General features: G+C 33.2%; 10 protein-coding genes. 2 read left to right on the top strand and 8 right to left on the bottom strand.

Annotation, left to right across the window (positions count from 1 at the left end; translation table 11 throughout):
* Positions 1-101: 101 nt before the first annotated feature.
* Both BBG48_RS06640 and BBG48_RS06635 read right to left on the bottom strand, forming a co-directional pair.
* Positions 102-1430, bottom strand: a complete 1329-nt coding sequence (locus BBG48_RS06640) for a YjiH family protein (protein WP_068913028.1) — start codon at positions 1428-1430, stop codon at positions 102-104.
* Between the two features lie 240 nt (positions 1431-1670).
* Positions 1671-3656 (bottom strand): urocanate hydratase, encoded by a 1986-nt coding sequence (locus BBG48_RS06635; protein ID WP_068913061.1) that lies wholly within the window; start codon positions 3654-3656, stop codon positions 1671-1673.
* Between the two features lie 307 nt (positions 3657-3963).
* On the opposite strand from BBG48_RS06635, the gene BBG48_RS06630 reads away from it, so the two are divergent.
* Together BBG48_RS06630 and BBG48_RS06625 are read left to right on the top strand one after the other, a co-directional pair.
* Positions 3964-4422, top strand: a complete 459-nt coding sequence (locus BBG48_RS06630; protein ID WP_068913027.1) for a MarR family winged helix-turn-helix transcriptional regulator — start codon at positions 3964-3966, stop codon at positions 4420-4422.
* A gap of 8 nt (positions 4423-4430) precedes the next feature.
* The gene (locus BBG48_RS06625) at positions 4431-5276 is read left to right on the top strand and encodes a DegV family protein (protein ID WP_068913025.1); all 846 of its coding nucleotides are present in this window, start codon (positions 4431-4433) and stop codon (positions 5274-5276) included.
* A 335-nt stretch (positions 5277-5611) separates the two neighbouring features.
* On the opposite strand, the gene BBG48_RS06620 is transcribed toward BBG48_RS06625, so the two are convergent.
* The 6 genes from BBG48_RS06620 to smc form a co-directional block, all read right to left on the bottom strand.
* On the bottom strand, positions 5612-6220 hold the full coding sequence (locus BBG48_RS06620) for an NUDIX hydrolase (RefSeq protein WP_068913023.1): 609 nt from the start codon (positions 6218-6220) through the stop codon (positions 5612-5614).
* The gene (locus BBG48_RS06615) at positions 6220-7422 is read right to left on the bottom strand and encodes a D-alanine--D-alanine ligase family protein (RefSeq protein ID WP_068913021.1); all 1203 of its coding nucleotides are present in this window, start codon (positions 7420-7422) and stop codon (positions 6220-6222) included. The genes BBG48_RS06620 and BBG48_RS06615 overlap by 1 nt, the downstream gene beginning before the upstream one ends.
* Before the next feature lie 218 nt (positions 7423-7640).
* Positions 7641-9413 carry an aminopeptidase P family protein gene (locus tag BBG48_RS06610; RefSeq protein ID WP_068913019.1) on the bottom strand — a complete coding sequence of 591 codons (1773 nt, stop codon included), beginning with the start codon at positions 9411-9413 and terminating at the stop codon, positions 7641-7643.
* A gap of 47 nt (positions 9414-9460) precedes the next feature.
* Positions 9461-10732: a DnaD domain protein gene (locus BBG48_RS06605; protein ID WP_068913017.1), complete on the bottom strand. Its 1272-nt coding sequence runs from the start codon at positions 10730-10732 to the stop codon at positions 9461-9463.
* A 31-nt stretch (positions 10733-10763) separates the two neighbouring features.
* Positions 10764-12089 (bottom strand): ribonuclease E/G, encoded by a 1326-nt coding sequence (locus tag BBG48_RS06600; RefSeq protein ID WP_068913016.1) that lies wholly within the window; start codon positions 12087-12089, stop codon positions 10764-10766.
* A 2-nt stretch (positions 12090-12091) separates the two neighbouring features.
* Positions 12092-15625 (bottom strand): chromosome segregation protein SMC, encoded by a 3534-nt coding sequence (gene smc / locus BBG48_RS06595; protein ID WP_068913014.1) that lies wholly within the window; start codon positions 15623-15625, stop codon positions 12092-12094.
* Positions 15626-15651 lie beyond the last annotated feature (26 nt).

The following is a 15651-nucleotide window of genomic DNA, read 5'->3' as shown; positions in this document are numbered from 1 at the left end:
TATTGGTATTAAAAAATATTTTATTTGCCAGCTTAAAAAAACAAGCCCAAAGAATAAAATCAGTGGGCTTATTATTTATGCTGAAGATTAATTTGTTAAAATTAAACTAAATGCAGTATTGGTGCAGCAATATGCAATATTGGTGCAGCAATTAAAATGCTTAGTATCACTCTTTCAACCCATATTATTAGATAATCAGTAAATTTTATAGGGATTTGTGTACCCATCATACAAGGGATAGATGCTGAGAAGAATAGTACCTCTGATACTGATACAATAGCTACAAGCATTCTTGTGATTATTGGTGTTTCAGTAACAACTGCTGAAGGAAGTAGCATTTCAGCAATTGATAATGCTAAGGCTTTAGCAGTTAATAAAGCGTCAGGCACTTGAGTTAATGCTGTAAATGGATAGAAAATATAGCCTATGATATCAAAAACAGGTGTGTATTCAGCTAATATAAGACCTAGCATACCTACGCCAAGCAGTGATGGAGCTATACCCAAAGCCATCTTGAACCCATCTATAAAGTTTGACTTTATAACTTCAAACACTGGAGGGGCTTGTTTAAATGCTGTCATACCGGCATCTACTGCGTCAGAAAATTTAAAACGTTTCTTTTCTTCTGTAACAGCGTCCTTGCCTGAATAATATTTTTGTTCTTTTTTATTTAAAGGATAAATTCTAGCGGTAATAGCAGTAACAGCAAAAGTAATTAATAGAGTTATCCAAAAATAGAAACCCCAGTTATCCATGATATTCAATGTCTTTGCAACTATTATCATAAAAGTTGCGGATACTGTAGAAAATCCAGTCGCTATGATTGCAGCCTCTTTAGAAGTATAGAAATCTTCTTTATAAACTCTGTTGGTGATTAATAATGCCAGTGAATAACTTCCAACGAAAGATGCTACGGCATCGACTGCTGATTTGCCGGGTGTTTTAAATACCGGTCTCATAACAGGCTCCATAAATACTCCTATAAATTCCATAAGACCAAAGCCTGTTAAAAAGCCTAGGAATATTGAGCCGACAGGCACTATTGTAACAACAGATACCATGATTGCGTTGAATATCATTGGTAACATATCGATATCAAAAAATCTTGCCGGACCCATTTTTGTCAGGTGCATAAATAAGAAAACAAGAGCAAGTAGCTTTAATGCAAAAAACACCTTAGCAACTGCAGATTTAGCGTAGGATTTAGTATATATTGCGTATACTATACCGGCTAAAACCATAAAGGTACCAAAAACAAGTCCAAAATTCGGTATTGACTTTATAAGAGATAATATATGGTCAATAGGTATTGAAGATGACTCTTTGCCGGCTATTGTGGCTTTAATTGGAACGAAGAACATAAAAATACCAAAAAGTGAATAGACAAGAAATTTTATTACATCTACTGAGGTGTATTTAACTTTTGCCATTTTTAAAACTCCTTTCGATATAATATGAATAAAATAATAAAAATATGTAAATTATTAAATTATAACCTCAAAAAATTATAGCACATATGACATTTTTTGAATATATAATATTAGTCAAAAATTATTCATACGGATACTATTATAAAGGTTTAATTTATAGTTACAGTCTTTGACAGTTGTTTGTATTTACAAAAAAAGCCCTTGCGGGCTCTTTTTGCTAATACATTTATAGTAAAGTTCCTACATATCTTTTACAGCATCTGCTATCAATTTATCGTCTACTAGGTATGGAAGAGTGATGTGACCAAATTCTTTTTTATTGTTGAATTCCATAGATACTTCCATAGCGTGAGGATTTCTAGCCCAGTTTCTTCTTGCAACGCCGCCCATAACGTCCCATCTAAGTGAAAGTCTGATTATTTCATCAACTCTTTCAGAACCGTCAAGCACTAGACCAAAACCACCATTGATAGATTTGCCTATACCTACACCGCCACCATTATGAAGGGCGATAAGGCTCATACCTCTTGCCGCATTACCTGCAAAACATTGTGCAGCCATGTCAGCCATTACATTAGAACCGTCTTTGATATTTGAAGTTTCTCTGAATGGTGAGTCAGTACCGGATACATCGTGGTGGTCTCTACCCATCATTACAGGACCGATTTTTCCTTCTCTTACTAATTCGTTGAATTTAAGTGCTATATCTATTCTGCCTTGAGCATCTTGATATAAAATTCTTGCTTGAGTACCGACAACTAATTTATTTTCTTCAGCGTCTCTAATCCAGTTGTAGTTGTCTAGGTCTTGGTATCTTCTGTTTTTATCTATACAAGACATAGCTGCATGGTCAGTAGCTATTAAGTCTTCGTGTTTACCGCTTAGGCAAACCCATCTGAATGGTCCATAACCATAGTCAAATAGTAATGGTCCCATGATATCTTCTACATAAGATGGCCAAATAAATCCGTCTTTGTCGTCTACGCCGTTTTTAGATATTTCTTTTACACCGGCATCGTAGATGGCTTTCATGAAGGAGTTACCATAGTCAAAGAAGTAAGTGCCTTTGGCTGTTAATCTCTTGATTACTTCAAAGTGACGTTTAAGTGTCATATCTACTAATTCATGGAATTTATCTTGGTCCTCTGCTAATAATCTTGTTCTTTCTTCAAAAGTGATGCCAACTGGGCAATATCCGCCGTTGTAAGCATTATGGCAAGATGTTTGGTCAGATAACAAGTCAATGTGGATGTTTTCTTTGTCCATGTATTCAAGCAAGTCTACTATGTTACCATTGTAAGCTATGCTTAGAGTTTCTTTTTTAGCTACTGCATCCATAGCCATTTTTACTGTCTCTTCAACAGTAGTTGTCATCTTCATTATCCAGCCTTGTTCAAGTCTAGTGTCTATTCTTGATTTATCTACTTCAGCTACTATAGATACTGCGTGAGCTATGTCACCGGCTTTACCTTGTGCTCCACTCATGCCGCCTAGACCGGAGGTAACAAATAATTTTCCTTCAAGGTTGCCATCGTGTGGTATACCTAATTTTAATCTGCCTGCATTTAATATAGTGTTGTATGTTCCGTGAACTATACCTTGAGGGCCTATATACATCCAGCCACCAGCTGTCATTTGTCCGTAGTTTGCTACGCCCATTTCTTCAGCTATTTCCCAGTCGTCTTGGTTATCGTATAGACCAACCATAAGTCCATTTGTAATTATTACTCTTGGAGAATTTTTTCTAGATTTAAATAAGCCTAATGGATGCCCTGATTCCATTACTAGAGTTTCGTCATCATGCATCACTTCTAAATATTTTTTGATTAATCTGTATTGCATCCAGTCGTGGCATACAGAGCCGGTTTCACCGTAAGTTACCAATTCATATGGATAAAGTGCTACGTCAAAGTCTAGGTTGTTGTCTATCATTACCTGCATAGCTTTAGCATCTAAGCAGTTGCCTTTGTATTCATCAATTGGTTTACCATAGATTCTGCCTTCGGGTCTAAATCTGTAGCCGTAAATTCTACCTCTAGTTTTTAATTCTTCTAAAAACTCAGGTATTAATTGTTCATGGAATTGTGGTGGTATGTATCTTAAAGCATTTCTTAATGCTATTTCTGTTTGTTGTTTGTTTAAACGAAAACCTCTGTCCGGTGCACGTCTGATACCACTTTCAAATTTTGGCATTTCTGGTAAAACATCATCAAGCTTGATTGTCATTGCTTTGCTAAGGTCAATATTATTTAGAGCTTCCAACTTAAAAATCCTCCTTGTATTTTATATAAAAAGCTTTTATAAAAACATTTTCCTGATGATGTCATTATATAAACCACTTGTCTTTAAAACGTCAAAGAAATGAAAAAAAGTAAAAAAATTTTTGTCAAAAATGATATTTTTTTAAAATCCATGTTCAATTTTAGGACTATAATAGTCAAAAAAAACAAGAAGTTGACATATCAACATCTTTATTATAAAATAATAGCTGTATTGATTGTGCCAATCATTTAAAAATATTTTGAGGTGAAAAATGCAAGATAATTTTGTAAAATTTTCAACGCAAATTTTAAGTTTAGAAAAAATATGGCATAAATTAGCAGCTCAGGAAATGGATAATTATGGACTGAATTCATCACATTTAAGCTATTTATTGGAGCTTTACAACAACATAGGCGGATTAAGCTCTTATGAACTGTCAACTGGTACAACGAAGGACAAATCTGATGTTTCACGAAGCTTGAATTTTATGATAAAGCAAAATATTGTAGAAAAAACAAGCGTCCATAAAAGAGGCTATGCAGGGAAATATCATTTGACAAAAAAGGGCATTGAAATAGCTGAAAAAGTTAGTAGAAAAGTCGATTTTGCAGTTAAGTATGCAAATGAAGGAATTGACGAAAAGGAAAAGGAAATATTTTATAGAGTGCTTGAAACCTTCACTGACAACATTAAGGCATTAAACGAAAATCAAAAATTTTATCAAGAATAAGGAGAAAAATGGGCATAAAAATTATTACAGACTCAACTGCTGATTTTTGTGAGGAAATAAGAAGTCAGGTAACAGTAGTACCCTTGACATTAAAATTTGGTGATAAGGAATATTTAGATGGTGTTGATATATCTAAAGAAGAATTTTTCAAAAAACTTGAAACTACAGATATTATGCCGACTACAAGCCAGCCGTCACCTCATGCTTTTAAAGAAAAATATGAAGAGCTACTTAAAAATGGAGACGATATCATAGTAATCACGATTTCGTCTAAGCTATCGGGAACGTACAATAGTGCAATTATTGCAGCAGAAAAGCTGCAAGACAAAGTTTTCGTTATAGACAGTAAGCAAGGCTCTATTGGAGAAGGGGTGCTTATCGAGCTTGCACTGGCGTTAATAAAAGAAGGTCGAAATGTAAGGGAGATATGTGAGATATTAAAACAACAGTCTGAAAAAATAAGGATAGTAGCGTTATTAAATACACTTGATTATTTGGTTAAAGGTGGCAGACTTAATAAAGGAGCAGGTTTAATTGGAAAGGCTTTAAATCTTAAAGTGATTTTAAAAATCCAAGATGGAGAGATAAGCCCTATGGGTAAGGCTAGGGGCTTTAGCAATGCAAAAAAATCATTGAATGAGCTCATAGAAAAAGAAGGAAATATTGATTTTGAAAAGCCATACCTCATTGGATACAGCGGTTCATCAAGTACAGATGTGGAAAAATATTTATGTGAGTCCTACGATATTTGGCAAGAACGACATGATAAGTCACGAATAGTCCAAATAGGAAGTGTAGTTGGAACACATTCAGGACCCGGGGCAATAATAGCAGCATTTTTTGCAAAAAATTAAAATAAGTATAAAAAAACTAACCATATCAGGTATTTAAGCTTTGACAATAATGCAGTTTAAATATCGAAAAAGGTTAGTTTTTTTAAAATTTATAATTTTTATTAACAAATTGTAATCAGTTTAATATAATACTAACTTACTTTAAAAATTTTAGCATAAATATTGAAAAGAAATTCATTTTGTTATCTGAACACAAAAAAATTATTATGAAAAATAATACTACATTTTCTTATATTTCTTATATAAGTTAGTATAAAGCTTGATTGAAAGTGCAGTTGTATTTTTCTTATATAGTGATTTTTTTGAATAGATAATAGTATAAGTGTCTTTTTTTATTATTTTTTTAGATTATCCAAAAAAGCCGAAAGTATTTTTGCTGTAAAGCCCCAAATTACGGTTTCATCTAGTGTATAGAAATAGGTATACTCTTTCATTTTTGCAAATTTATAATTTTTTTGCCCTTGGATTAGGTGATAGGGAAAATCGTCTTCGGATTTTTTGCCAAACTCCGATACATAGGTTTGTTTTTCTGCATTTAATAGAGCGTCCAGTGGTATAGCTATAAGCTTTTCTACTTCTTCATTGGGTTTTATTTCGCTTATTTTTATGTCTACCAGCTCTGCTAAAAAGCTGTTCATTTGTCTATTATTTATCGTGATAAAATAATCTGACTCTGAAATTATTTTTACATTTTCTTTTTTTATGTTTAATTCCTCTGTCGCCTCTCTTATGGCTGCAGCTTCAGCGGTTTCCCCATCTTCTATGTGTCCTCCTACAAATGATATGTCTCCCGGCTGAGAAACTATATTTGACCTTTTTTCAAAGAGGACATAGGTTTTGTCATTTTCTGTAGCCAGCAATATCATTACGGCTACTTTTGTGGGATTGGTTGCATTTTTGGGAGTGTAATTTTTATACTTTGCTTTGACATCTGTCAAATTCATTACATTTTTCCTCCCTTTGAGCCTCCAATGTTTACATGACTTAGTACGTTGGACTCAAAGGAGAAGGTAAGGTCTTCTTGTTTTCTTTTTCTCTTTAGTCCAAGTTTTATAAGTTTGTCTAATAAATCTTTGTATTCCACTCCTTTTGCTTTCCATAGATAGAAAGAAAGTGAGCCCGGTATTGTATTTATTTCGTTGACGTAAATTTTGTCTTGGTCTTGGTCAATCATAAAGTCTATTCTGACAACTCCATGACAATTTAGACATTTAAAGGTTTCTTTTGCGTACTTTTGCACTGTTGCTAATTGTTCAGCTGTGATGTTAGCCGGAATTTTTCTTGACAATGATGCCATACCTGATTTTGAACCTGCGTCTGCCCCTGTTTTTTTGCTACCGCCTGACATATACTTGTCCTCAAAGCTTAATATGTCTTGTGAAAGAACAGGTTCTTCACATTCTGACACTTCTTGGTTGTCTTCGTCTCCCAAGACGCTAATATTAATTTCTTTTAAGTTTGTGACTGCTCTTTCAGCCAAAATTTGTGGTGAAAACATAAATGCGTTTTTAAGTGCCTCAAGCAGTGTGCTATCATTTTTTGCTATTTTTATGCCTATGCTAGAGCCTAGGTTTATCGGCTTGATTATTACCGGAAATCCGATTTTAGTTTTTATTTTTTCTAATACCTTTTGTTCATTTGTTTCAAATTCATTTTTATTCGCCAAGATGCAATCAAGCACCGGTACGTCATTATCTTTTAGGACACATTTCATAACATATTTATCCATACCGACTGCTGATGCTGTAACATCTGAGCCTACAAATGGTATGCTGTTCATTTTAAATAGTCCTGCTAATGTGCCGTCTTCGATGTTTGTACCATGAACTATTGGAAATGCCACATCTATTGTTGCAAATATTTTTTGTCCAAATGTCTTTGGCGGATAAATCATTAAATCTAATGTGTTCCCGTTATTTATAGGTACAACTCTTGTGGAGGTACTCAATAATTCGCTTATATTTTTATACTTATCAATGTTTCCTATATCGTTTCCAACATAAAACAGATTGTTTTTTGTGATATATATCGGCAATACATCGTATACATCTCTATCAAAGTTTTCCAATGCCTGTAAAGCTGATATTATAGATATTTCATGCTCTGTACTGTTGCCACCAAAAAATACTCCAACTCTTATTTTCATTTTCACCAATACCTTTATGTTTAAATTGACTTAAATACTGATTAATTATATATCAATTTTGACATATATGCAAAAATAAATGAAGATAAATGCACAAAAATAATATATTTCAGTTTTTTATTTTAAAAAATATTCGGGCGAACAAAGTTCGCCCCTACATTTGAATAATACATTTCTTTCGCTAAATTTAAATTTGTGTTCAATTATTTATTTTAGTATTAAATAGCTCTTGTAGCATTTTCTAAAAATGCTCTTGTTTCATTGTCTAAAAGTGGTGCTATTTCCTCAAACACTCTCTTGTGATAGCTATTTAACTGATTTTTTTCAACATCTGTAAGCATTGTTACATCTACTAAATCCAAGTCTATTGGTACAAGAGTTAAATCTTCAAACTTTAAGAAATTACCAAATTCATTTGTCTCGTCTTGTGCAACATAGATAAGATTTTCTATTCTAACGCCATGCTTACCCGATTTATATACTCCCGGCTCATTGGATACTACCATGCCCGGTCTAAAGGCGACTTTGTTATATGCTGGACTAATTCTGATTGGGGCTTCATGCACATTTAAAAACGCTCCTACACCATGTCCAGTGCCATGACCAAAATCTAAATGTTGCTCCCACATCTTGGACTTTGCAAATATATCTAGCTGCATTCCAATAGTGCCCTCTTTAAATACTGCATTACCAAGGCTAAGATGTGCTTTTAATACTGTGGTAAAGTCACACCTTTCTTCTTCAGTTGGATTTCCTAGCGAAATTGTCCTTGTTACATCAGTAGTTGCTCCTAGGTACTGTGCGCCTGAGTCAAGTAGTAGCATTGAGCTATTTTCAAGCACATAATTGCTCTGCTCATTAGCCTCGTAATGAACTATCGCTCCATGGTCTTTGTAACCGGCAATTGTTTCAAAAGAAAGGTCTACAAAATTTTTATCTTCTCTTCTAAACTCTTCCAGCTTATCAGCTACGGATATTTCGCTCATTGGTTCTATACCTATATTTGTCTTAATATAATGAAGAATTTTAACCATGGCAACAGCATCTATTTTGTGGAATTTTTTCATGTAAGCAAGCTCTATGTCATTTTTTATCACTTTTTTAAGAGTTATAGGAGATGTGCCACCTATTATTGTGCCTGATTTTAGCATTTTGTTGAATAGCATATAGTTTGTAGCTTGCTCGTCTATCAAGATTGTGGAGTTTTCTATGTCAGCTAAATCATCATATATGTCTTTATAATTTTTAACTGTTATGTTGTACTGTGCTAGATAATTGTTTAAATTTTCATCTAATTTCAATTGGTCAATATATAGTGTTGAAATTGTATTGTGTGCATAGTTTTGTATCAGCATAAATGCGTAAAACACCGGATTGCAAGTAACATCGTTTCCTCTCATATTTAGCAAATAAGCTATGTCGTCCAGTTTTGTCGCCAAAAAATAATCGCATTTTTTATCATACAATACTGTGCCGATATAATCTATCTTTGCTCTAACAGACTCTCCTGTGATGTCTTCACTTAGTACAAATGGCTTATTTGCAGGCAATTGTGGTCTATTTGTCCATAAAGCATCCGCTACAAAGTATTCCAGCTCTAAAGTAGAGTTTGTTTTTTTTGCGATATCGCTAAGTCTTATACCATCTGAGGTGCTAGTACACCTTGCATTGAAGGCTATTTTTGAGCCGGATTTTATATTTTTTTCTATATAATCAATATATGATGATTGCCCTTGTATCATTTTTTGTAATTTTATTTCATCAGGCAACTGCTCCGCTGCCTGTAAAAAATATCTTGAGTCTGTCCAAAGTCCTGCTTTATCCTGCTCTATTACTAGTGTGCCTGCTGAGCCTGTAAAGCCTGACACAAAACTTCTTAATCCGAAATAATCAGCCACATACTCACTTAAATGGTCATCTTCTGTAGGGATAATATAGTAATTTACATTATCATTTTTCATTTGCTCTTGGATTTGATTAATATAAGACATTTTTCCTCCAATTTAAAATAAAATTTATTGTTATATATTCACACCGCTTATTTATTTGAGTCATTTGTCGGGAATAATAGTGCCTCCAGCTCTTCTTCAGTTATGTCGGTCTCATTGTAAGAAAGTCGTTTTTTAGATTTTTGAGTGCCGGTCTTTTGAGATTTATTGAACGTCTCTTTTAGATTATCAATTGAGCTTTGTTGCTCCAGCTTATATTTTTCAAGTGCATTATTCATTTCATCAAAGGTGATTTCACCTGAATAATAATCGTCATACTCCTTTTGCCCTGTCAAAAAGCTAAATACGCTTTGCAGGGTTATTTTTTCGTTTATATATCCCAAGGACGAAGTAATTGCATCTATTGGATAATTTTCATAAAAAAATCTGATAATTTTTTTGTCCTCATCGGTAAAGCTATTTAATTTAAATATATTTTTTATATGCTCTGAAAATTGTTCCTTGGTCATGTCGTTTGCTATAATTTTTTTGCCGTATTTATTAAACACTTCATGCCACTTGGTCAAAACCGCATTTAAATATCTAAAGCTTGGACTTTTTGTCTTGGTAGTTTCGTCGATAGCCTTGTATATTACCTCCAAAGAAAAGTTGTATACATACATCCATGTGTCCATCATTTCTTTTTCAGGCTCTGTAGGTAATCTGAACACTTCACCCCAATATTTGAAGATTTTTCTTCTCTTATCGTACTGGTCATCTATTGTGTTTAGTGTGGTGTCCAAATCTCTTGTAGTCATTATGCCATCTTTTGCCCACTGCCTTAGAGTTTTGATTGCCTCTGCCACGCTGGCGGTCTTTTTTTGCTCCATGTTAAATTTAAATGCCTCTACTACTACATCGTAGGCAACATCATTATTTCTGATAAAGGTGTCGATTTTTTTGATGTTGTATGGTGTAAGGAAATTTTTTGTGATTTCTTCTATGTTGTCATACATCTGTTTGATTTTGTTGTTTTGTGTTTCAATTTCTTCGTTTTTAATGTATGTATTATTGGCAGAATTTGTAAATGCTAAAAACTCAACGCTATAGTTATCTGTAGTGGAGTTTTCCACAAAGTGCTTGACTATAAGTCCGCAGGCTTGCAAGTAGTCAAATGCTTGTAGTGCCTCATCATGTGTCATGGAAAGCTCTTTTTCTATGTCCTTTAGGTTCTTTACCCCAAGAGTTTGTGCATTTTGTGCCAAGTAGTATCCGTAAAGGTAGACTTTAAGATATTTTGGCTCTAGGACGGGGAGTACCTGCTCAAAAAATTTATTGTCTATGACCGTCTTTTCTTCTTTTTTCTCTGTTAAAAAAAACATATGCCCTCTTTAAAAAGTAAAATTTTAAAATTTAGTTAGTATTTGTATTAATAATTTTAACCTTTAAGTTTTCTTTTTTTAAAAAGCTTGCCCTTATTTTAATGTCATATTTTTTTTCTAAACTTTCTATATTTTTTAAAGCGTTTTTACTTTCAAATAGCGGAATATTAATTTCAACTTCTTTTTTTTCATTACTTGCCAGCTTGTGGTCTATTTCATCAAATATATAATTTTCTGAGTATAAGTTTATATTTTTATCGTAGATATATTCCTGCAAGCTGAGGTCTTTTTTTCGTATAGTTAGGATAAATATTGAATTTGAGCTTTCAATGGTCGGATTTATATCTACGCTGTTTAGCTCGTAGCACAATATGGTTTTAAGAGATTGTATATAGCTTGGCTTATACATATCTATAAAATCTATAGCAACTAGACCACTTATGCTCCTTAGTGCAATTTGTCTAGCTATTTCTTTTGAGGCAAGCTCATTTATTTCCAAAGCGTTTTTGTCCTTGTCCTTATGTTTGAAAAATCCGCCTGAATTGACGTCAATTACATACATTGCATCGGTTTTTTGGATAATCAGATTTATTTGGGAGTTTACTTTTACATGGGCATTTAAAAGCGAATTCACTTCACTTTGCAAATTTTGTTTTAAAAATAAATCTCCCTCAAGTAATACTGTATTTTCTATGTGTTTTTTCTGATTTTTATATTTATGATATAGCTCTTTATCGTTGGTGATTAACTCAATTGCCTCAGGATTATCTATTAAAAAACTCTGAGATGGCTCGTATTGTCTGTAAATCAGCTTGTCCTCAGAAGTAATGCTTGCTTTTCGTTGTAGCTCATTATATTCGCTATACAAGTAATTTACCTCTTGAATTAATTTTTCTATATCCTCATTTTTTGTGTAAGAACGGATAATTATTTTGGCTGAGTCTAATATTTTTTTATCAATTAATTGGCTAACTTGCTCTTTTAAGCTCTCGTCAGACTGATTTTTAGCCACATTTATGCCCGTATCGCCAAAGACAATTATCACATAAAGTCCAACTAAGGTGATTTTATCTGTCAATACCGGATTTTTACTGCCATGGTGCATCTTTTTTATCTGTACCAACTTTTTTTCAAAGCTTTCTTGTTTTTCATAGTGCATAAACCCGTTTAAATCCTTAGTTAGGCTAAATGTGTAAGAGTGCATGGATATATTTTCTTTTTTCTTAGATGCTATAAAAATGTCGTTTTGAAAATAGTCTTGTGACTTGTCCAGCAGTTTTATTTTCAATATTTTGCTATCTTCTACCAAGGCGTATTTATCAAAAAAATCGCCTTTTTGAATAATTATTTTTTTCATTTTTAATCCTGTGCGTACTGGGATACATCTGAAAGAGATATGCTGACTACCTCTGAAATCCCTTTTTGCTGCATAAATACAGCGTACATATAATCAGATGCCTCCATGGTATTTCTTCTGTGTGTGATTGTGATGAACTGTGTAGTGTCTTTTAAAGTCTGCAAATACTCAACAAACCTGAAAATATTTGCATCATCAAGTGGTGCATCTATCTCATCAAGTATACAAAACGGCACTGCTTTTTGGCTGATTATTGCAAATAGTAACGCAATAGCAGCTAATGCCTTTTCTCCTCCTGAAAGCATAGATATTCCTTTTAATTTCTTGCCCGGAGGCTGCACTGAAAGCTCGATATCTGAGCCAAGCACATCAGTCTCATCGGCAAGTATTAGCTTTGCACTTCCTCCTCCAAAAAGTATAGAAAAAATAGCAGAAAAGTTTTTATTAATGATATTAAAGCTGGTCTTGAAATCTGAAATCATATCTTTTTCAAGATGCTTGATTATCTGTCTAAGCTGAGAGATTGACGCCTCCAAATCCTCTTTTTGAGTTTTGTAGAAAATGTATCTTTCGTTTACCTTTTCAAACTCCTCTATTGAGTCAATATTTACGTTGCCAAGGGAGGATATATCCGATTTTAATTTTTTTATTTCCGTTTCGGTAAATTTTAGGCTGTCGTCCTTGTAGTCATATATTTCGCTGATTGAGATGTCATAGCTTTCTTTGATATTTTCTTCTATCAGGCTTAGTTTGTAGTCTACTTTATCAAGCTCGGTTGAAAAGCTTACTAAATTTTGTGCAAAATCAGTATTCTTTTTATTAAGCTCGTCCAGCTCTGCTTTTTTAGCCTGATAGTTTAACTTTATTTGGACTATGGTCTCTTCAAGTCTTTGTATTTTTTCTTCCAGTTCTTTTACTAAAATTTGTCCTTGGTCAATATTTTTTTGCAATTCTAAAATTTCATTTTCAGCTAATTCAATACTTTCTATATTTTTATCAAATTTTTCCTTTGCAGAATTTTTTTCTTTTGTCGCTTGCTCTATTTCTTTTTGTGCGGTATCGATATTTATCTGCTCAAATTGTTTACTTTGTGTCAAATTAGAAAGCTCAAGTGTCTTTTGTGACAAATCTTGTAAATTTTTATCTAAGATTTTTTCTTGATGTTCAAGCTTTTTAGCCTCTTCTTGGAGTTTTAGCTCTGTTTTTGCTATTTTTTTATTTATATCGTCAATGGTTTTTTGGTCTTCTTCAAGAGATTTTTTTGCCCTAGTATCTGAGTTGCTCAGTCCTTGGTGTTCAAGGTTTAGGCTGTCTTTTTTAGACCTTGCTAAATCTAAATCTGCATTTAGCTTTATATTTGCTGTTTGCATTTCGCTCAAGCTCGTTTGAGCTAATTTGATATTTTGCAGTAAATTTTCCAGCTCTGAATTTATGCTTTCTTTTTGTGATGTAAAATTTTGTTTTAAGTCTTTTTGTTTTTGTATACTTTGCTCTAAGTTTGATATTTTTTCTTCATTTTGGGCAATGTTTGACCTTCTGCTGAAAACATCTTTTGTATATCCTGTAGAGCCTCCTGTGATTGAACCTCCTACGTTAAATAGGTCGCCATCTTTTGTGGCTATGCGGAAACTATTTTGATATTTTTTGGATATAAATAGACCCTCGTTCATATTTTCAACGATTACCATTTTCCCTAGGATATTTTTTATTATATCTGCGTATTTTTCGTCATAATCAACTACATCTATTGCTTTTACTCCGATGTCGTTGTAGTTTAAATAGGCTGGTTTAATCGTATCTATTGGTAAAAATGTGGCTCTGCCAAGATTATTTTGCTTTAAAAAATTTATTGCAGGTTGAGAGTCTTTGGCTGTATCTATAATTATATTGTCCATTCTGCCTGAAATTAGCTGTTCTATTGCCTTTTCATAGCCCGGCTTTACTTTTATTACGTTGGCAACTATGTCTTTTACTCCTTTAAGAGATGTATTTTGAAGTACAGCTTTTATCCCCTTTGAAAAGCCCTGCATACTTTGCTCTAATTTTTTCAGCACTTCTGTTTCTGAATGTAGCCTTCTTTGTTCTAAAAAGAGATTGTTTTGAGCGTTGTTTGTATCATTTATTTTATTTTCTATTTCATATATTGTTTGTCTTTTTTGTTCAATTTGTGAGCTTATCTGATTTATTTCAGTTTGTTTATTTGTGATTTGCTCTTTTTGAGTATTTATTTTTGAATTTATGTCTTGGATATTTTGTTCTATTTCGCCTTGTTTTTGCAAGTATTCGCTGATTTTGTCTTTAAAGGAGTCGATATTTGTCTTTTGAAACTGCATTCTAGCCTCTAGCCTTGACTTGTCACTTTGCAAGTCCGATTTTTCATTTTCACATTTTTTTATGCTGTTTCTTATGTCAAATATTAGCTGTTTTGAATTTTGTTCATCAGCTTTTAATTGCTCTATCTCTTGTCCAAGTGTGTCTATCTCTGTTTGACTGGTTTTATTTTTTTCTTGGAGTTCATTAATGTATGCTTGTTTTTCTTGTGATTTTGTATCCGCTTTTTCTATTTGTTCTTTTAGTAATTCATTTGAAGTGTTTAAATTTCTAATTGTCTCATTTTTTAGCTCTATGCCTGATTGCTCCGATTTTATATCTGATTTTTTTTCTTGTAGCTCGTTTATGCTGGTTTGCTTTACCAGCTCTGAGCTTTCTTTTGCTATATTTAGGTCGTTTAACTCTGCTTGTTTTTGTGTCAGCTCTGATTTTATGGTATCAAGACTGTTTTCAAATTTTGATTTTTTTTCTAAGATAGTTTTCCTTTTTTCAGAGATTTCGTCTACTGTCTTTATGAATTTATTCAGCTCAAATTTTTTCAGTTTATCTGTTAATTCAAGATATTTTTCAGCTTTTATTTTTTGTTCTTCTAGGGGCTTTACTCTTATTTCTATTTCCTTGTAGATATCTGTTATACGCTCAAGGTTTTCTGTGGCTACATCAAGGTTTTTTTCGCCCTCTTCTTTTTTGTAGCGGTATTTAGTAATGCCCGATGCCTCCTCAAGCAGTGTTCTTTTTTGGCTGGAGCTTGCTCCAACTATTTCGTCTATTTTACCTTGAGAAATTATAGAGTATCCTTCTTTTCCTATACCTGTATCTAATAAAAGCTCTTTTATATCTTTTAGCCTGCAAGCCTTGTCGTTTATGAAAAATTTGCTCTCACCCGTACGATAAGCTTTTCTTTTTATGGCAACCTCGCTGTACTCAGTGTCTATCATACCATCTTCATTGTCAATGATTAAGGTGACTTCACACACTCCTACTGCGGATTTGTCCTGACTGCCTGAAAAAATTACGTCCTCTAGCTTGTCTGCACGCAGTTGTTTTATGCTCTGCTCACCTAGTACCCAGCGTACTGCGTCTAGTATATTTGACTTACCTGAGCCATTTGGTCCTACTATGGATATCATGCCCCTTGGGAAATTTATTACAGTTTTATTTAAAAAGGACTTAAATCCTTTGATTTCTAAAGCTTTTAAATACATTTGCCACCTATAATGAAAAAATTTCT

The organism is Criibacterium bergeronii (assembly GCF_001693775.2).
GTDB classification, from domain to species: Bacteria; Bacillota; Clostridia; order Peptostreptococcales; family Filifactoraceae; genus Peptoanaerobacter; species Peptoanaerobacter bergeronii.
This window is presented reverse-complemented; position numbering and strand designations above follow the sequence as displayed.